Source organism: Cyclobacterium sp. SYSU L10401, from assembly GCF_010993705.1.
GTDB lineage: Bacteria > Bacteroidota > Bacteroidia > Cytophagales > Cyclobacteriaceae > Cyclobacterium.
Genome location: NZ_WOFO01000006.1, coordinates 1 through 18,988, shown reverse-complemented (window position 1 = coordinate 18,988; position 18,988 = coordinate 1). Strand labels below are relative to the sequence as shown.

Here is an 18,988-nt window from a genome sequence, read left to right as displayed (position 1 = left end):
AAGATAGATTTATTTGCCTGGAGATAATTTAGGAGTCTGTTAATGGAAATTTTGCCCTGATAGCTGGTTTTGGTTTTCCCTGGATCCACTGTTTGAGTTGTTCCATTGCTTCATATACTACCGGCACCAAATAAACCGTCAATATCAGCGAAGAAAGTAGCCCTCCGATAATTACCCATGCCAGTCCGTTTTTCCATTCCGATGCCGTTCCAGCGGCCAGGGCTATGGGAAGCATGCCAAATACCATGGATAAAGTAGTCATCAGAATAGGCCGCATCCTGCCTTTTCCTGCTTCCATAAGGGCCTCTCTTACCGGAAGACCTTTTTCTTTCAGCTGATTGGTGAAATCCACAATCAGAATGGCGTTTTTAGTGACCAATCCCATTAGCATAATCAGCCCTAATAGTGCAAATAAACTGAGGTGGTTCATGGATAGATTCAGTGCGAGAAAGGAGCCAATAACGGCTACTGGAATGGAAAATAAAACCACAAAAGGATAGATGAAGCTGTCATACAAGGCCACCATGATCAGGTAGATCAAAAGGAAGGAAATCAATAAAACGGAACCGAGTGCGCCAAAACTGTCGTTTTGCCTTTTGATATCCGAGCCCCAAACATAGCTGATATCTTCGGGAAGCGGATTTTCCTTGAAATAGGCCAGCACATCATCGGCTACGGTTCCGGAAGGTCGTCCCAGCGCATCGGCCGTGATCGTGACTGCAGGCTGCCTGTCCTTTCGCTCTAGCAAGGAGGGGGATTTGTCCTGTACGACCTTTGCCACCTGGGACAGCGTGATGGGCATGCCGATGGGATTTACCAGGATCAATCGATTGACATCATCGTAATTTTGCCGGTTAAAATTATCCAATTGAATGCGTATCGGGTATTCCGTCCCGGCCTGGGTGAGGGTAGCATCGTCGTTTCCGGTCAGGGCATTGCGGACGTTTAGTCCCAGGTAGGCATTGGTCAATCCCAGACGTTGTAATTTATCCTGATCAGGAATGATCTGAAATTCAGGGCTTCCTTCTTCTACAGATAATTTGACATGGTCTGCACCCGGAATGTTTTCAATGGTTGTTTTTAAACTTTTTGCTTCGGTCAGTACCCTGTCCTGGTCCGGACCGCTGAGGGTCAGTTCTATAGGTGCAGACCGGGGAACAAGACCCAAAGCCGCCATGGAATAACTGGACCCGGGAAACTCTTTTTTAAGTGCTTCCCGTACATTTTTCATGTACGTTTCAGTCGGTACCGTATTTCGTTCGTTGGACGCTTTTAGCTGAATTGTCAATTCTGACTTATAGGCTGAACCGACCCCCAAGCTTCCTATACCCGTGGATGGTCCGCCCACATTGCTGAAAACGGTAGCTACTTCGGGCTGCTGAAGCAGGAAATTTTCTACTTCCAGGGTACGGATGTTGTTTTCTTTGATACTGGTGGACTTGTCGTATTCCAGGTACATCCGGAACTTTCCCTGATCACCCGTGGCAATCAGTTCCTTTCCGATGATTCCTTGTCGCATAATGACGCCTGTAAGGGCAAAAAGCCCCAGAATGATGCCGGCAAAGGCCAGTTTGTGATCCAGCACCCATGCCAGTTGCCTGCCGTACCAGGCGATAAAGCGATCCAATTGGTGTTCAAACCAGATCAAAAAACGGTTGAATGCGGTACTGGGTTGCAGGTCTTCGGATTTACCTATTCGCGAAGCCATCCAGGGGGTCAGGGTAAAACCAACCAACAAACTGGTCAGGGTGGAGGTGATGACCACCACGGAAAATTGCTTGAGCATGTCTGCCACAAATACCTGCAGGAAGAGTATGGGCAGGAATACTACCACGTCGACCAGGGTGATGGAAAGGGCGGAAAATCCGATTTCCATCCTGCCGTCCATGGCGGCTTTGCGTCTTTCTTTGCCCATGTCCAGGTGTCGCTGGATGTTTTCCAATACCACGGTGGCATCGTCCACCAGGATCCCAATGATCAGCGACATGGCCAGCAAGGTCATCAGGTTTAACGTATAACCCAAAATCCACATCACGGCAAATGCTGTTACCAGAGAGGTAGGAATGGCGACCAGAACGATCAGGGAATTCCTGAAACTTCGCAAAAACAACAACATCACCAGTGAAACCAATACTACCGCAAGAATCAAATCAAACACCACCGAGTTAACGGCAGCAATCGTGTTGTCTGTGCTGTCATCGGCAATGATAAATTGAATCCCATCGGCAGCATGCAGTTCTTCGATTTGCGCTAATTTTTCCCGAACGGCCCGGGACACATCCACTGCGTTGGCATCGCCTTGTTTTTTAAGCATCAGGCCAATTCCTTCCTGCCCGTTATAGCGGCTTACAGAAGTGATTTCCCGGATACCGTCTTTTACGATGGCCAGGTCCCGCACATAGACCGGACTTCCCGGTACCGGCATGGCCACCTGAACCTGTTGAATATCTTCCAGTTTGGTGAATTTTCCAGTCAGCCGTACTGCTTGTTGATTCTTTTCCGTCTGAACCAAACCGGCGGGAATGTCCAAACCGGAGCGGTTGATGGCTTCTACCACCTGCTGTAGGGATAGCTGGTAGTGCCGCAGTTTTTCCTGATCCACCTTTACCTGGATCTCTCGTTGCTCACCGCCCAATACGGAGATTTCAGCGACTCCTTTGAGCTGTTGGATCTGGGGAAGGTAGTCATCGGTCAGGTTTTGGTAAAAGGCCGCACTGCTCAGGCTACTGGTCGCTGTGATGGACAGGATAGGCAGGTCGTTTGGAGAAACCTTGCTCATTTCGGGCGACAACACCTGCTCGGGTAAATCTTTTCGGATGTTGTCGATGTATCGCTGGGCATCCAGCATGGTCTGATCCAAATCCACACCGTATTTCATGTTGGCAATCACTACTGAAGCATTGGGAAGGGACTTGGTAACCAGGTAATCCACGCCTTCCAGGTTGGAAAGTGCATCTTCAATCTTTTGGGAAACAGAACTTTCCACTTCTTCCGGTTCGGCCCCAGGATAAACCGTTTTGATTACCACCACCGGTTGGTTGAAATCAGGCATCAATTCATAGGATAAATTGGTGAAGCCAATGTAGCCCAGAAGGATGAACAGGCTGAAAAGGACAATGATCAGCGAAGGCCTGTTGATGGATATGGAGGTAATGTTCATGACTTTTGGTTTAGTGGTTGGCAATTACAGAGGCACCGTCAAAGACATTGATCAGGCCTCCTACGATGAGGGTATCTTTTTCCCCGAGGCCGGATCGGACAAGCACTTTGTCCTGCATTCTTTTTTCGATGTGAATGTCCCGGATGATTGCTTTTCCGGCTTTGATCACATAGACCTGTGGTGCCAGGTCAGAGCCAAGTATGGCTGAGGAAGGAATCATTATTCCTTCTATTTCGGTATTCGTGTGGAGGTTCAGTTGACCAAACATGCCTGCTTTAATTTCCTTTTCTGGCATATTCGCAACGACGATTTCCACCGGAAAGCTATTGGCGGCATTGCCCCGACTACCGATCATGTGGACTGTACCGGTAAGTTCAGCTGGAAGGGAAGGAATACTGACGAGGTATTTTTTGCCCACTTCGAAAAGTTTCAGGTCCTGTTCCGTTACCTGAATCTCCAATTTGATGCGGCCAATGTCGGTAAGCTGTAACAGGGGTTTTCCTGGTGCCGCAAAATCCCCTTCCTCGGTAAGTTGGGCCGTGACGATGCCATCGAAGGGAGCCCGGATCTGGGTCTTGTTGATTTGTTCCCGGAGGGTACCTGCCTGTACCCGGGCCGTTTCCAAAGCCAATGCCGTTTTTTCGAGCTGTATACCCTGTATGGCTTCGTTTTCTACCAAAATGGTGTACCGGTTGAGGTCCGCTTCCAGGCCTTTTACCTGTACCTCTGCAGCTTTAAGCTGCCATTGCAATAAGGCATCATCCAGCATAATCAACACCTGTCCTTTTTTGACCGTTGCCCCTGCGTCTACCAGTATGCGGTTGACTTTGCCCTGCATTTCGGCACTGAGTCGGCTTTCTTTATCCGGGGCAAAGGTGCCCGTAAAAGCGTATTCAGATTGGATCTTTGCCATTTCGACCTGCAGGATACTGACTGGTATAGGTTGCTCCCGGTCATACTGGTAAACCTGCGCTTCAGCGATTTGCTTGTTGGAAAGTAGTTTGGCCACTACCAGGCCCAGCAGGACTAATGGAATCAGGATATATAGGATTTTTTTCATGGGGTATCAATTCAAGAGGTTTCCACTGTTTTTTTTGCGTTCGAGATTTGCTTTGAGGTAGTCTACCAAAACATTCAGGTACTGTTGCTGGGCGTCCCGCAAGGCATTGTCTGCCAAAAGTACCTCGGTCAGACTTACCATACCTTCTTGTTGTTGGATTAGGGTTTTTTGGTAAACGGAAACGGCCAGGTCGATTTGTTGTTGACTGGTGTGTAGCAGGTTTTCAGCTACCTGGCTTTGCAGCGAGGCATTTTGGTATGCCATGTGCGCTTGTTCCGTGATTAGCTCCTGTTGCAACTGGCTATTTTGCACTTCAATTTTCTTTTGATTGACCTTTTTATTGGTTACAGTCCCGTTGAAGAGCGGGACACTCAATTGGACTCCTACAAAACTTACCGGATAGAAATTCAGGAAGGATTCCGGATTACCGGTATAGCCAAATCCCGTGCGACCGTAATTTCCAATAAGGGACAGGGACGGAATCTTGCTGTGTCTAAGGGTGGAAAGTTCCTGCAGGGCTAGTTGCTGTTTTTTCTCCTGCACCCGTTCATCCAGGGTGCTCCGGGTGGAACCCGCTTCCTTCTCGGTCTGGCTAATATCAAGTGCAACGTCTATTGGGGAATGCAGGGGTAGCCCCATCACAAATTTCAAGGCATTCAGGACTGTTTCATACCGACTTTCGACCTGCGTCACGCTGCTTTCCAGTTGTTGGTTTTGCAGCAGCACCTTGTCCCAATCTGTACGCTGCGCCAGGGTTTGTTCGTAAAGGAGTCGGGTATTTTTCTCCAGTTTTCGGCTGTTGACAAGGTTTTCACGGATAAAGGCCAACTGGTTTTTCAAAATCTGGGCATTGTAATACAAGTTGGCTACTTCCAGGTACACCTGTTCCTTGGTTTTGGCTTCCTGAAGCAGGCTGAGCTCCTGGAAGGTTTGGGAAGCCTTGATGCTGCCCATGACCTGAGGGTCGTATAAAGGCATTTTAAGGCTTAGGTTGGCACTGACGTTATGCGGTACCCCAAACTGCACCTCCCGAAAGACCCCCTCCGGACCCCCGAATGCCGATTGGGGCATCAGTTGATAAGGCAATTCAGTAAAATACCGGTAGTCCCCCTGAAAGAAAAGCTTGGGGAGAAGTTGTGCGTTGGCTTCCTGGTTTTTAAGCCGGGCAATTTTCCCCTGGTTTTGAGCGATCTGTATGGTTTTGTTGTGCGACAAAGCCGTGTCGATACAGTCTTCCAGTGACCAGACGGGAGCCTGTGCCTGGACCTGAATGCTAAGCAGGAATAAAATAATCCAAGTCAGATAATGTAGGTGAATGTTTACTAACATAATAGGATAAATTTTTTTATGGTTTCAAGAGGGTTAGTAAGGCTTCGAGCATGTATTTTCCCTGCCGGAGTATATCAAATTTGAAGTTGGCGATTCGCCACTTGTACATTTGCAAGCGAAAGGAGCCCATGATGATATGGATGAGTTCCTCGCTGCCGAGTGCTTGGGTAAATATTCCCTGTTGTTGGCCCTGGGTTATGATAGGCATGAGGTAGTTCATTTTAACCTGCATGAGCTTCAGAATGGCCTGATTGATGCTTTCGCTTTCTTCCAATAGGCCATCCGAAAAAACGGCCACCACAAAATGGGGGTTTTGGGAAAAGAAATGGAATTGGCTTTCAAAGAGCGCCCTGAAGTTGGCCACAGGGTCTTGATCGGCTCGGTAGACGTTTCTCAGGCGCTGATCCATATCGGCATGTAAGAAACGGAGCAGGGCCAGAATGATCTCTTCCTTACTGGCGAAGTGCCGGTACAATGCGGCTTCCGAGAAACCGATTTCCCTGGCCAGATTTTTGGTGGTTAACCCACTCAATCCGGAACTAGCCAGAATTTTACCCGCCGTTTCGATGATTTCCAGTTGTCTGTCAGATAATTCCATATGTAAGTGAATAATCACTAACAAAGATACAAACGTTTTTCATAAATCCGAATCATTGGTTTGATTTTTTTCAGTCTTACCGGTGGCAGACAGCTTTGCGGCATCTTGGCAGGCATAGCCCCATCCCAAACGATTGGTTTGGTCGGCACAGATCAACCCAGACCGGAACGGATGCGGCTGAGGGACACCTGGGTGATTCCCAGGTAAGAGGCGATGTACTTCAGGGGGATCTTTTGAACAAAATCGGTGGTGTCCAGCAGTTCCAGGTACCGTTCCTTTGCGGATTTAAATTGCAAGCTTTCCAGCCGCTTGACGGTATTCACGTATTCCCGCTCAAAAATGAGACGAAAGAGCCTTTCCAGATCGTTGTGTTGGTCGTAAAGGTGAAAGAGCTTTTCCGAATCAATGGCCACCATCCTGGTTTCATCAATGGCCTGGATGCCTTTTGAGGTAGGATTTCCGGTAAAAAGGCTCTCAGCCCTCACAATGAGGTCATTTTCAAAGGCAAAGTGTTCGGTAATGTCATTGCCATCTTTGTAGTAGAAAATACGAGCACCTCCTGTTTTTACTATATATACTGTCCGGCAGCGGCTTCCAATTTCCTGAATGATTTCTTTTTTGGAATAGGTCTTTTCCCTGATTATTTCCTGCAATGTCTGTTTTGCATCGGCAGAGACTTTGTAAATGGTATCGAAAAAATCAATGATATGCTGCATGCCAGACCAACTTACCGTGTAAAATATAATCCAGCCCCGGTAATCATTTCAAATCAAAGTTGTCCGAGATTAAATTCTTTTTACTCATTTATTACGACAAGGTTTAGAAAAAACTCACCATTAGTTATATTGATGTTACCTTCCACTAAAGGGTTTTGTACGATGCCGGAAAATGTGCCTTTAACAGTATTTTCGGTAAGCTCTGTGATTTCAAGAGAGGAAACGGGATTATTGATATCGGTTACAAAAATTGTTTCCCCAATCTCATCACTTAAATTAACATTTTGATAACTAATAAGTGCGTGTAAAAAACCTACCGGTAAATCTTCTGGTTGATTATAAACACCGACTGTTATAGGATTATCCAAACTAAAATCGATACTTATACTTTCCTGAATTCCCTCCCCGGAACCTCCTGGTCTTGAAGCACTCAAAACCAATTTATACAGATCATTTATTGGTAACGTTCCCAATTCAGCTGTCATAAAATTTTCGAAATTTAAAACCTTTTCCTCACCATCAATATTGGCTTTTATAAAATATTCATCTGTGGGATCTTGCGGGTTTCTTCCGTTATCATCGTCACTAGAACAAGAGAGTATTATGGCAAAGAGAAAAAGTAATCCTACATGTTTTATAAATATTTTCATGTTGTTTATTTTTATAATATGAAATATTGGAAAATATTTTAATTTATAGTTATAATTCGTAATAGAACAAATAGCCTGTCTAAAAATTGCATTATATGTATACTTCTATCAGATAAAGGTATAAAAATTCATGAGAAAGGCTTACTAATTGGCTCAATTCTTATTGCTTGTAATCCCCTGGTCTTTACTTACATCTTCACATGATCTCATCACAAAGCCATCACGGGATATAATACCAACATTAAACGCCTTGTAATGGAGCTAACATAGTACATGATTTGGTTAACAAATTGGTTGGCAGTTGGAAAGGCATAGCTGTACCTTTAAACTGCTACTTTCACGATTGATCGGGATCTTGATGGTTGAATTTTCTTTCCAACCTAAATAACCAGAAATTTTATGCAGCCTACGAAACCTGGCGTAAATAAACTGTATTTTCTTATGCATGTTGGACTGCTATCTGCGCTTTTATACGGGTGCACGGATAATAATGCGGATAGTACCCCGGCGCAGGAGCGTCCAAATGTGATTTTGATAATGAATGATGATCAGGGTTATGGAGATATCGGGGCGCATGGCAACCCTTACCTGAAAACCCCCCATCTGGATCAGCTTTATCAGGAAAGTGTACGCCTTACGGATTTTCATGTGGACCCAAGTTGTTCGCCTACCCGGGCGGCCATCATTACGGGGCAATATTCATCCCGGTCAGGCGTATGGCATACCATCGGTGGCAGGTCACTGCTGCAGCAGGATAAAGTGACGATCGCTGGCCTATTCCGAAACGCCGGCTATCAAACCGGGTATTTTGGCAAATGGCACTTGGGTGAAAATTACCCTTTTCGCCCGATGGACAGGGGCTTCCAGGAAACGCTGGTCCACGGGGGTGGGGCATCTGCCATCCATCCCGATTATTGGGGGAATGATTATTTTGATGATGTGTACCGGCATAACGGCGTATTTAAACAATATGAAGGCTATGCAAATACCGTTTGGTTTGAGGAAGCCCTGACCTTTATTGAAAAAAACCAGGACAAGCCCTTTTTTACCTACATCTCTTCCAATATTCCCCATGCCCCTTTACTGGTAGATGAAGCCTATTCTGCTCCTTATAAATCGGATTTGTCAGACCGGATTGCCAATTATTACGGCATGCTCGCGAAGTTCGATGAGGATCTGGGTAGGTTTCTAGAAGAGATAGACCAGATGAAGTTGCGGGAAAATACCATTGTGATATTTATGACGGATAATGGTCCTGGCCCCTGGTTTGGAGGGATTATCCTCGATGAGGACCTATTTGTAGAGGAGGGCTTTAATGCCGGCATGCGGGGAGGAAAAATAAGGGGATACGAAGGGGCGCACCGGGTGCCATTCTTTATTCGCTGGCCTTCGGGAGGGATTGGCGGCGGCAGGGATGTGGATCAACTTACCGGGCACATTGATATACTGCCAACCCTCATTGACCTGGCCGGCCTGGATGCACCTGAAGAATTGGAACATGATGGGCGGAGCCTGCGACCTTTGTTGACTGGTTCGCAGGAAGAATGGGAAGATCGCATGCTCTTTGTTCACAACCAACGGTTGCAATACCCGGAAAAATACAAGGATTTCCAGGTGTTGACCGAGAAATGGAGATTGGAAGGACGCGATAAAAAGGAACTGTATGACATCCAATCGGATCCGGGACAAAGACAGGATATAGCGGGCCGAAACAAAGATGTGGTGGATTCCCTGACCAAAGAATATGAAGCCTGGTGGCGGCACATATCCACTGATTTTGACCGGTACAATCACATAATTATCGGAAATGAGCATGAAAACCCCTCCACCATCTATGCCCATGATGCCCTCCGGTCTGAGGAAGGATTGGTCTGGGCGGTCGATGTGGATCAGGAAGGGCTGTATGAGTTCCAGCTTTATCGCTGGCCCATCGAATCCGGCAGGAGAATCGTAGAAAATGAAGGAGCCACTTTTCGGCACAACCTTTCCCCCACATCCACTTTGGAGGACGATCGCTTTCGTATTGAAACCAACGCTGATCCTGGTACAGCAGCTATCAATACCGCCCATTTGATCATTGGCAATCAGGAGCGGCAGGCGGAAGTGAATCCTGATATGAGAGCTGCCGGCTTTCTGGTGCATTTAAAACCAGGTGAAACCGCTCTAAAGGCATGGTTTACCGGAGACAAAAACTACAGGGCCAATTACGTGCATATCCGAAGGATTGGACCGGCCGTTAGGCAAGATACCACCGGATATCAGGCGGTTCATGCCGATCTAATTTTAAGAGGGGATTAGTGGGGGAGTGAAAATTAGGTGCTGGGTGAAATTTGCCATTTCATCCCTGATACCCGCTCCTCGGAATTTGTAATTCCGTGGACAGATAAAAGGGGATTTGTAATCCCCGGATGCCTTCAAAAATATAAATCGGGAGACCATATGGCATCAGGTCATTTGCAAAGGCCAGGCATTAATAACGATAAATGTCATCTTACCATCACAATCAGCATATTCTTCCATTGGCACATCCTCAAACCATATACCTATTAAATCCCTCCTGATGCGCTTTTTTTACCTGTTCTGCCAGGGATTCGGGTTCCTGTTATTCTCCTGATCTTAACCTTTTTTAACCTCGCTTTCCCATAAAGTATTTTTAATTTACACTGTCCTAAATTTGATATGATGAAACAATTACCGCTGCTCATTTTGACAATGATCGGCTTTTCCTGTGGAAACAAGCCGGAAACCAGCACTACCGATAGTTTGAAATTTGAAGTGGACACCCTGATGGTGGATGCAGGAGAGGAAATACTGTATCTGGAAGGAGGCGATTTTGCCCTTGACCCAGATGGTAAATACCTGTATAACTTCAACAAGTATAACCATACGCTGGAAAAAATAGACCTGGAGGAACTTCGGCTACTGGAAAAGCTGCCCTTTGAAAAGGAGGGCCCAAACGGAACCGTAAGTCCTATCTATCATTTGAATATGCTGGACAAAAACCATGTCTACCTCTCAGATAAATGGAACCTGGGAAAATTTAATTTAAATGGGATCAGAACAGCTACCTATGACTTGCTAAACAATGGTCTGGAAGGGGATGTACTTACCGAATTCGAACATTTGCACAGCAATATCATTATTCCCGGGCAACCTGAAACCGTGTTTGTCCTGGTTTCCAACTGGAAAGACAAGACGTATAATTTGAGAAAAATGGATTTCGGGCAAAACCGGATTACTAAATTTGAGATTGATGCAGAGGGTAAACTTCCAACGTTCTCTTTTAAGGTGCCTGCCCTTTCCAATGACCCTATTTTTAGACCGTATGTTTTCTTATCTTCGGAAAACGGCAAGCTGATTATTTCCACTAATATCACCAATGAAATCCATCTTTACGACCCCATTGGGGATTCACTGATTTCCAAAAAGAACCAACTCCAATTGACGGCCAATGAAAAGACGGGGAATTACCGGGGAGAATATGCCTCGATGGATGAACTGATGGTGGATTATCAAAAAGTATTGGAACAAGTTAGTTTTTCACCACCGGTTTGGGATGATGAAAATGAGCGGTATTACCGCTTTTCCTATAAGATTGAGTTTGCGGAAGAAAAAGAAGCCGGTGATCTGTTTCCTGAAGCTATCGATAGGAACATATATCTTTCAGTTTACAACAAAGACTTTGACTTGGTGGCCGAAGCCCCTGTACCCCAACTGGTAACTAATCCGGTGCGTTACTTTGTCCGGGAGGGCGATATTGGGATTTTTGCCAATATAGCAGATGAATTGGGGTTTATTAGGTTAGAGTTGACCATTTAAAGAATGATATTTCTTCAGCAGCTTTTTGCGGTAAAGCAGAATATATAGCCCAGAAAAGGTGCCTGCATGACAGGGGCAGCAGGAGTTTTACCATTTTCTCAAATGATATATTGAGTAACAAAAATGGATAGCAATGAAAAAAAAGAAGTTTTACCTCGCCCTTATCCTATTTGTCCTTGGCATGTTGGGCATGTTGTCCATTTTGACCATGGATATCCCATTGCCGGGGGAGATATTATCTGTATTGGAGGATCAGTTTACGCCATCCCAGATTAAGCTGTTGATATTGATTAACCCTACCATTATTTTGATATTGGCCGTACTTGTGGGAACTTTACTTTACCAAAAAGTAAACCTAAGCGTTCCAATAATTGAGAAGTTTTTGGGCATCAAACAAGATTCCATCCAACTTAGGGAAATACTTTTATTTGGGATCTCAGGGGGAATTCTCACAGGAATTATATTGAGCCTACTCGGACTTTTCAGGTTACTCTCTCCTTCGGAATTTGAACTCCTCAGCGGTCAACTGCAACTTACACTTCCGGCAAGGTTTTTATATGGTGGCATAACGGAAGAAATCTTCATGCGTTTTGGTTTGATGACGCTGTTGGTTTGGTTGGGAGCCAAACTTTCAAAGGGAATCAAGTCCCAAATATATTGGATGGGTATAATCATTTCCTCCCTTATTTTTGCTATAGGCCATTTCCCCGTAGTCTTTCAAACTGTAGGAAATCCCAGCATCATTATGATAACCTACGTGCTTTTGGGCAACACTATTGGAGGGCTTGTTTTCGGATGGCTCTATTGGAAAAAAGGATTGGAAAGTGCGTTTCTCGCACATATTTTTGCTCATGTCGTCATGGTGCTAACAGAAAAAATATTTTGATGGATTCAGATAAATTTTGAGTACTTGGAGATTCTGAAAAGTAGACGGAAACATTAAATAATTTTTTTGTTCAAATAAGACAGTTTTTGGTCAAGGTATGGATTCAAACGAGCGTCTCAGAAATTTAACGACTATAGCCAAAGTAAATACAACTATCAAAAACCCCTTACTGGATTTTGTATTAGGTGCAAGTCAGACATACCTTTGGATTTTGAGAGACCCTATTGCCGCCATTGCTTTTCTATTTGGTCCCAATTTTCAAATCCGGAATATCAAGAACAGTCATGCCATAAATGTGGAAAAAATTCCAACACTTCCATAATTAAGCCATCCTGTTACCCTTGCTATAAAAAATACCAAACGATGTAAAGGTTATAAGTAATATAAAGTGAATATAGCAGTTCCTTTGTCAAGTTCAGGAACCACTAAATGTCTGAGTAGGTTGGGCAAAGTCCAGGCTTCCTGTGAGGTGAATTTTTCAATTTTTTAAAGCGAAAAAAACCAGGATTACAAATCCTGATTATCTTTGGTCCGACATTACAAATCTCGGACAGCCAAAGCCTCGTTTACCTATTTAAAGGGATTCCAACACCCTCAACAGCTATTAATTTCCTTTCCCGTTAATTAACTTTTCTATTTTAAATTAAAATTCCTGTAATTCGTACCAGTAAATCTTTATCCATGACTAAGAAAAAAATCGCCCTGATCATGGGCGGCTATACGGGGGAGGCGGTGGTCTCCGAAAAAAGTGCTGCCGTGGTGGCCCAACACCTGGACCGTGACCGCTATGAGGTGTATCCCCTGCACATCTATCCGGGAAATTGGTACCTGGAAGCAGAAGATGGAACCCAATGGCCGGTGGACAAAAATGCGTTTACCGTAGAGATTAAAGGGGAGAAAGTTGCCTTTGATGGCATTTTTAATATCATCCATGGCTCACCAGGGGAGGATGGGAAACTGGCGGGATATTTTGACATGCTGGGCATCCCCTATACCACCTGCGATGCGCTGACTTCTTCCATTACCATGAACAAGGGCTATACCAAAGCGATCCTGGAGGGTATACCCGATCTGTACATGGCCCGCTCTCTGCAGCTTTTTGCCAATGGCGCGGAAGCCGCCTCGGAAGTGCTGGCACAGTTGAACCTGCCATATTTTGTAAAACCCAATAATGGAGGCAGCAGCATTGGCATGAGCAAGGTGAAAACGACAGAGGAGCTGGAAGATGCTTTGAGCAAGGCCTTTCAGGAGGACAAACAGGTCTTGGTAGAGGAATTTGTGACAGGCAGGGAGTTTTCCATAGGAATATATAAAACCGCAGGCCAGGTGAATGTATTGCCTGCTACAGAAATCATCAGTTCCAAAGAGTTTTTTGACTTTGAAGCCAAATACAGCCCGGGTGTATCGGAGGAGATCACTCCGGGACGGATGGAGGAACGGGAAGTGGAAAGGGTAAAACAAATAGCAGAAAAGGTATACCTCAAACTCAATTGCAAGGGATCGGTGCGTATGGATTATTTTTTGGAAAAGGATACCGGCAAGTTTTTCTTTATCGAGATCAATACCGTACCCGGACAGACGGAAACCAGCCTGATTTCCCAGCAGGTTCGGGCAACGGGAAAAACACTAAAGGAATTTTATACCGAGTTGATAGAGGAAATGTGGACCTAAATGGAGGATAAAAACCAGGTACGGATCAACAAGTATTTGAGCGAGGTGGGCTACTGTTCCCGGCGGGCGGCAGATAAACTCATCGATGCCGGTCGGGTCACCATCAATGGGAAGGTTCCGGAGATGGGAACCAAAATCAGTTCCGGGGATGAGGTACGGGTGGATGGTGCCTTGATAGCCGCACCAAAAGAAACGCATGTGTACATTGCTTTTAACAAACCGGTGGGCATCGTGTGCACCACAGATACGGAAGGGGAAAAGGACAATATCATTGATTATATCAATCATCCGAAAAGGATTTTTCACATTGGGCGACTGGATAAACCCAGTGAGGGGCTGATCCTGCTCACCAGTGATGGGGATATTGTGAATAAGATTCTAAGGTCCAAAAACAACCATGAGAAAGAGTACCAGGTAAAAGTTCGGCAGCCCATTACGGCGGATTTTATCCGGCAAATGCGGGAGGGGGTTCCCATTTTGGATACGGTAACTAAGAAATGCAAGGTGGTGCAAACCGGGAAATTTACTTTCAGAATCATCCTTACGCAGGGCCTCAACCGACAGATCCGAAGGATGTGTGATTTTCTGGGCTATGAGGTGGTTGCCCTGAAAAGGACCCGGATCATGCATATCCAACTTGACGTTCCGGTAGGCAAATGGAGGGACCTAAGTCCTAAAGAACTGGACGAATTAAATGCCCTGGTGGCGGACTCTTCCAAAACCTTTGATTAACGGCTGAAAATGCTTCTTTTAATTTCGATAACTTTCCATGAAGGCTAGCATTTTAAAAGTAAATTTTTTCGAGCATGAATCTAAAATTCTCTGGCTCCCCATTTCTTGTGGTAACCCAACCTTAAAACCAGCATTAGCTTAATTTATATCACTGAAAATATGACAAAAACAAAGTTATTTTTACAATTTAATTTAAGGAATTTACATTAATTTATCAATAAAATTAATTAATATGTATTTTTTAAACCTTTTTGTTGATTTATTTTTAATTTTAGGTCCTTTTATTTACCTTTGACATATCAAACAAAGACAAACGGTCTTGATCTGGTCAGAAAGCATGCTGCTGAAGTCCAGAAGTTTTGAAACAATACTGTAGGGTGATGAAACCTGCCTACGGCAGGCAATTAAAAAGGGGTAATTTCCTTTAACTTCTCACTCCTGCATCTAAAGTCATTCATATACTGTAGGATGATGAAACTGGCAGACATGCCCTCCTGTCTCGGGGGTGGGGAGCACAGTATAAAGCAAATATCGAGCTCGTGTTTTGCCTAACTGCCCCGTGGAGGTTCGAATCCTTCTCCTACAGCAGGTTATTTTGGGTTTATTGTTAATTGACTAAAGCTATGAAACAGTGTTTCATGGCTTTTTTCTTGCATCGAAAAACTAATTTTTTGGTCACAGAGATCACCAAGGAGGCTCAGAGGTCACTGAGCATTTTTTTTGACATTGGACCTCCCTCCGTCACCTGTCCCTCTGATTCCCTGTCTTAATTTGGGTTCATCCGTGTCGGTTAAGGGTTAAAGCGGCAAGATACCTTCTGAGGTATTCATGGTGGCTGTCTGGCATCCACCCTTAACTTTGGAAACAACCGTTGTCGTTAATGGTTAATCAATTGTACAAATCATCCCATCTCCAAATCACCCCCTCTCCCCCTCCCAACGTATCTTAGTCTCTTAGTTCACTCCCTCATTAAATGTGAGGTGTTCATAATAACCTTTTCTGATAGAATAGTGTTGAGGCCAGCATCCATTCTTCCATTGGACATCCATTATGTAATCCAGGGTACTTTGTTCTCCCTGCGTTGGTCAGAAATGCTCATGGAATGGGCTAAAAAAAATATACTGATTTTTAGATAAAAATTATTTTTGGGTAATGAATTTATGGAAATTGTGATTTTTTATGGGGAAAGTTGCCAGTTCCATCATACAACCAGATCAATAGAATAGCAGAAATAAAGCGAAAAAGCACAAATAATAAAAAGCAACTTTTATGTGAGTTAGGTCACCTGTAACTTCTTATATTTGAGCTAGTTTTGAAAGTAGCCTGGATCTTTTTGAAATGCTTTCTTTTCAAAGTCCAGGGTTGAAAATATCATACCCAATTATAAAAGTATCATGGATGTTGAAATTTTATCTCGTATTCAATTTGCCTTTACTATAGCCTTCCATTATATCTATCCCCCTTTAAGTATTGGTATAGGACTTTTAATGGTTGTTTTTGAAAGTATCTATTTGCGCACAAGAAAAAAGGAGTATGAAGTATTGGCCAGGTTTTGGACCAAGATTTTTGCCATCACCTTTGGCATAGGGGTGGTCACGGGAATTGTCATGGAATTCGAATTTGGCACCAATTGGGCTACCTATTCCCGTTATGTGGGAGACATCTTTGGTAGTGCACTGGCTGCGGAAGGTATTTTTGCCTTTGCTTTGGAAAGCAGTGCCCTGGGGGTATTGTTGTTTGGTTGGAACCGGGTCAAACCATGGGTGCATCTTTTAGCGACATGGGCTGTGTTTTTAGGGTCCATGTTTTCTGCGGTATGGATAGTAGTGGCAAATTCCTGGCAACAAACTCCGGCTGGTTACCATATTGTAGGTGAAGGCATGCGGGCAAGAGCAGAAATTGTGGATTTTTGGGCCATGGTTTTTAACCCTTCCGCCGTAGATCGCCTTACCCATGTCTGGCTTGGTGCCTTCCTGGCAGGAGCTTTTTTGATCCTAAGCGTTCATGCTTATTACATTATCAAAGGCCGGTTTGTTAATATGTCTGAAAAAGCTTTTAAAATCACCCTGGTAGTTGCCGCGGTTGCATCCCTGGCTCAATTATTTACCGGGCATCGTTCTGCAGAAGGCGTTGCCGTAAACCAACCGGCTAAGCTGGCCGCCATGGAGGGTCATTTTAAGGAAGCAGCACCAGCCGACCTCTATTTATTTGGATGGGTAGATAAGGAAAAGCAAGAAGTAACCGGTCTTAGACTTCCGGCAGGGCTGACCTTTATGCTGCATCAGGATTTTGAGACCCCAGTAAAGGGCCTCAATGCTTTTCCCGAAGAAGACAGGCCTTCTCAGGTCAATGCTGTTTTCCAATTTTACCATCTGATGGTAGCCATAGGAATGTTTTTGATTGCCTTGAGCATGTTTGCTTTATGGCAGTGGAGCCGTGGAAAACTATTTGACAATAAATGGTTGATGTGGACCTTTGTGTTCACTGCTATATTACCTCAATTGGCCAATCAGTTTGGTTGGTTTGCTGCTGAGATGGGACGGCAGCCCTGGGTAGTTTATGGTCTGTTAAGGACATCAGATGCTCTTTCAAAAAGTGTGCAGGCCAACCAGGTTTTGTTTTCTTTGATCTTATTCTTTATCGTTTACACAGTACTCTTCTTACTCTTTGTCTATTTGATGAACAAAGCCATAAAAAAAGGACCGACAAGCGATATTGATTATAATGAGGGCAGTTTAAATAATGAAATTTCAAATGTAATTTCAAAATAATAGTCGAATGGAAACCTTACTTGGATTAGATTATCCCACCTGGTGGTTTTTAGTAGTTGGAGGACTTTTTTCCGGATATGCCATATTAGATGGTTTTGACTTCGGAGCGGGGGCATGGCATTTGTTTTTTAAAAAAAACAGTAGCAGAGAAACCGCTTTGAAAGCCATTGACCCTACATGGCATGGCAATGAGGTGTGGTTGGTAATAGGTGGCGGCACTTTATTTGCTGGTTTTCCTGTATTTTATGGAACGCTTTTTTCTGCCATGTATACCCCATTTATACTTTTCTTATTGTTCATTATTTTCAGGGGAATTTCTATCAAATTCAGAAATATGGAGGAGATGCCCTGGTGGAGAAAAATGTGGGATTGGGGATATTCCATATCCAGCATCATGCTGGCTTTTTTACTGGGTGTGGTGTTAGGCAATATCCTTAATGGCATGCCGCTTGATGAAAATTTCGAATATACGGGTCGTGGTTTCTTCGAATTTCTTAATCCATTTGCTATACTGGTGGGGGTAAGCAGCCTGGCTCTTTTTATGATGCACGGTGCCATATATTTATTGTTGAAAACTCAGGGACGACTCTATCAAAGGATTGAGGGTTTCTTGAAAAAAGGAATGGCCTTTTTTATCGTTTCTTACCTTATTACTACTGCATACGGTTTTTATAATCTGGAGCACTTATTGGTTGTTTTTTTAGAAAATAGAATCTTGTTTGTCGTGCCACTTCTTGTGTTTTTGAGTATTGCCAACGTACCAAGACTTGCGAGTAAGCAACAATATGGCTGGGCATTTATTTTCACAAGTCTTACCATTGCATTATTGCTGGTAATTGTTGCTTTTGAACTTTATCCAAGATTATTGTGGTCCAATTCCATTGAGGAAAATAGTATTACCATATACAATGCTGCAGCTTCCACCAAAACCTTAAAAATCATGATGGGTTTTGTAGCCGTTGGAGGTCCGCTGGTACTCTTGTACAGTTATTTTGTCTACAGGACATTTTGGGGCAGGGTGGATTCGAATACTGAAGGATATTAAACCCTCGAGATAACCCATATTTTATTTTATTAAAAAAATTGCAATCAACAGCGTTTTATACAGCTTCTCAATTACATTTTATTTAATTAAAATACACAAAAAATAAAATAAATGTAAAATTTAATCATTTTTATTAAACCTACTTCTTTATTAACTTTGAAACATCGATTAAAGACAATTGGTCTTGACCTGGTGAAGCAAAGAAACTTCTGGCTACCGGGATATTTGACAAGATACAGTAGGATGATGAAACTGGCAGACATGCCCTCCTGTCTCGGGGGTGGAGGTCAAAGGAAAAAGCAAATAGCGAGCTCGTATTTTGCCTAACTGCTCCGTGGAGGTTCGACTCCTTCTCCTACAGCAGGTTATTTTGGGTTTATTGTTAATTGACTAAAGCTATGAAACAGTGTTTCATGGCTTTTTTTTACAATAAAAACTAATTTTTCTGGTCACCTGACTTCATCATTGGGACACCCATAATCACTTAAAGTGTTTTAAAATTGACTTTTGGTCAGTAGTCTTATCCAGAAGCATCAGTTTTTCATCTCCGG

14 protein-coding genes are annotated in these 18,988 nt (G+C 44.0%); 7 read left to right on the top strand and 7 right to left on the bottom strand.

What is annotated here, in order from left to right; translation table 11 throughout:
* Positions 1-28 precede the first annotated feature (28 nt).
* The 6 genes from GL182_RS14665 to GL182_RS14640 form a co-directional block, all read right to left on the bottom strand.
* The gene (locus GL182_RS14665; RefSeq protein WP_163380496.1) at positions 29-3,160 is read right to left on the bottom strand and encodes an efflux RND transporter permease subunit; all 3,132 of its coding nucleotides are present in this window, start codon (positions 3,158-3,160) and stop codon (positions 29-31) included.
* 10 nt (positions 3,161-3,170) lie between these two features.
* Entirely contained in the window at positions 3,171-4,220 is a 1,050-nt protein-coding gene (locus tag GL182_RS14660; protein ID WP_163380495.1) for an efflux RND transporter periplasmic adaptor subunit, read from the bottom strand.
* A 6-nt stretch (positions 4,221-4,226) separates the two neighbouring features.
* Positions 4,227-5,549: a TolC family protein gene (locus GL182_RS14655; protein ID WP_163380493.1), complete on the bottom strand. Its 1,323-nt coding sequence runs from the start codon at positions 5,547-5,549 to the stop codon at positions 4,227-4,229.
* Positions 5,550-5,565: 16 nt separating this feature from the next.
* The gene (locus tag GL182_RS14650) at positions 5,566-6,147 is read right to left on the bottom strand and encodes a TetR/AcrR family transcriptional regulator (protein ID WP_163380492.1); all 582 of its coding nucleotides are present in this window, start codon (positions 6,145-6,147) and stop codon (positions 5,566-5,568) included.
* 152 nt (positions 6,148-6,299) lie between these two features.
* Positions 6,300-6,863, bottom strand: coding sequence for a Crp/Fnr family transcriptional regulator (locus tag GL182_RS14645; RefSeq protein ID WP_163380490.1), 564 nt, complete (start codon positions 6,861-6,863; stop codon positions 6,300-6,302).
* Between the two features lie 80 nt (positions 6,864-6,943).
* Positions 6,944-7,513 carry a hypothetical protein gene (locus tag GL182_RS14640; protein WP_163380488.1) on the bottom strand — a complete coding sequence of 190 codons (570 nt, stop codon included), beginning with the start codon at positions 7,511-7,513 and terminating at the stop codon, positions 6,944-6,946.
* Between the two features lie 399 nt (positions 7,514-7,912).
* Here GL182_RS14640 and GL182_RS14635 point away from each other — a divergent pair, with 399 nt between their 5' ends.
* From GL182_RS14635 to rluF, 5 genes are all read left to right on the top strand, one after another.
* Entirely contained in the window at positions 7,913-9,811 is a 1,899-nt protein-coding gene (locus GL182_RS14635) for an arylsulfatase (RefSeq protein WP_163380487.1), read from the top strand.
* Between the two features lie 381 nt (positions 9,812-10,192).
* Entirely contained in the window at positions 10,193-11,332 is a 1,140-nt protein-coding gene (locus GL182_RS14630; RefSeq protein ID WP_163380485.1) for a DUF4221 family protein, read from the top strand.
* Positions 11,333-11,465: 133 nt separating this feature from the next.
* A complete protein-coding gene (locus GL182_RS14625) occupies positions 11,466-12,218 on the top strand; it encodes a CPBP family intramembrane glutamic endopeptidase (RefSeq protein WP_163380484.1) in 753 nt (250 codons plus the stop codon).
* Between the two features lie 681 nt (positions 12,219-12,899).
* On the top strand, positions 12,900-13,889 hold the full coding sequence (locus tag GL182_RS14620; protein ID WP_163380482.1) for a D-alanine--D-alanine ligase: 990 nt from the start codon (positions 12,900-12,902) through the stop codon (positions 13,887-13,889).
* The gene (gene rluF, locus GL182_RS14615) at positions 13,890-14,621 is read left to right on the top strand and encodes a 23S rRNA pseudouridine(2604) synthase RluF (RefSeq protein WP_163380480.1); all 732 of its coding nucleotides are present in this window, start codon (positions 13,890-13,892) and stop codon (positions 14,619-14,621) included.
* A 953-nt stretch (positions 14,622-15,574) separates the two neighbouring features.
* Here the strand turns inward: rluF and GL182_RS24505 are convergent.
* A complete protein-coding gene (locus GL182_RS24505) occupies positions 15,575-15,682 on the bottom strand; it encodes a pectate lyase (RefSeq protein ID WP_410265838.1) in 108 nt (35 codons plus the stop codon).
* 333 nt (positions 15,683-16,015) lie between these two features.
* On the opposite strand from GL182_RS24505, the gene GL182_RS14605 reads away from it, so the two are divergent.
* On the top strand, positions 16,016-17,392 hold the full coding sequence (locus GL182_RS14605) for a cytochrome ubiquinol oxidase subunit I (protein ID WP_163380476.1): 1,377 nt from the start codon (positions 16,016-16,018) through the stop codon (positions 17,390-17,392).
* A 7-nt stretch (positions 17,393-17,399) separates the two neighbouring features.
* On the top strand, positions 17,400-18,437 hold the full coding sequence (gene cydB, locus GL182_RS14600) for a cytochrome d ubiquinol oxidase subunit II (protein WP_163380474.1): 1,038 nt from the start codon (positions 17,400-17,402) through the stop codon (positions 18,435-18,437).
* The last annotated feature ends 551 nt before the right edge of the window (positions 18,438-18,988 follow it).

What these genes read in the sequence shown, in the direction of transcription:
- GL182_RS14625 (WP_163380484.1), top strand. Translation starts at nt 11,466, where the DNA reads ATGAAAAAAAAGAAGTTTTACCTCGCCCTTATCCTATTTGTCCTTGGC.
- GL182_RS14635 (WP_163380487.1), top strand. Translation starts at nt 7,913, where the DNA reads ATGCAGCCTACGAAACCTGGCGTAAATAAACTGTATTTTCTTATGCAT.
- GL182_RS14655 (WP_163380493.1), bottom strand. Translation starts at nt 5,549, where the DNA reads ATGTTAGTAAACATTCACCTACATTATCTGACTTGGATTATTTTATTC.
- GL182_RS14665 (WP_163380496.1), bottom strand. Translation starts at nt 3,160, where the DNA reads ATGAACATTACCTCCATATCCATCAACAGGCCTTCGCTGATCATTGTC.
- GL182_RS14605 (WP_163380476.1), top strand. Translation starts at nt 16,016, where the DNA reads ATGGATGTTGAAATTTTATCTCGTATTCAATTTGCCTTTACTATAGCC.
- GL182_RS14645 (WP_163380490.1), bottom strand. Translation starts at nt 6,863, where the DNA reads ATGCAGCATATCATTGATTTTTTCGATACCATTTACAAAGTCTCTGCC.
- cydB (WP_163380474.1), top strand. Translation starts at nt 17,400, where the DNA reads ATGGAAACCTTACTTGGATTAGATTATCCCACCTGGTGGTTTTTAGTA.
- GL182_RS14660 (WP_163380495.1), bottom strand. Translation starts at nt 4,220, where the DNA reads ATGAAAAAAATCCTATATATCCTGATTCCATTAGTCCTGCTGGGCCTG.
- GL182_RS14650 (WP_163380492.1), bottom strand. Translation starts at nt 6,147, where the DNA reads ATGGAATTATCTGACAGACAACTGGAAATCATCGAAACGGCGGGTAAA.
- GL182_RS14620 (WP_163380482.1), top strand. Translation starts at nt 12,900, where the DNA reads ATGACTAAGAAAAAAATCGCCCTGATCATGGGCGGCTATACGGGGGAG.
- rluF (WP_163380480.1), top strand. Translation starts at nt 13,890, where the DNA reads ATGGAGGATAAAAACCAGGTACGGATCAACAAGTATTTGAGCGAGGTG.
- GL182_RS14640 (WP_163380488.1), bottom strand. Translation starts at nt 7,513, where the DNA reads ATGAAAATATTTATAAAACATGTAGGATTACTTTTTCTCTTTGCCATA.
- GL182_RS14630 (WP_163380485.1), top strand. Translation starts at nt 10,193, where the DNA reads ATGATGAAACAATTACCGCTGCTCATTTTGACAATGATCGGCTTTTCC.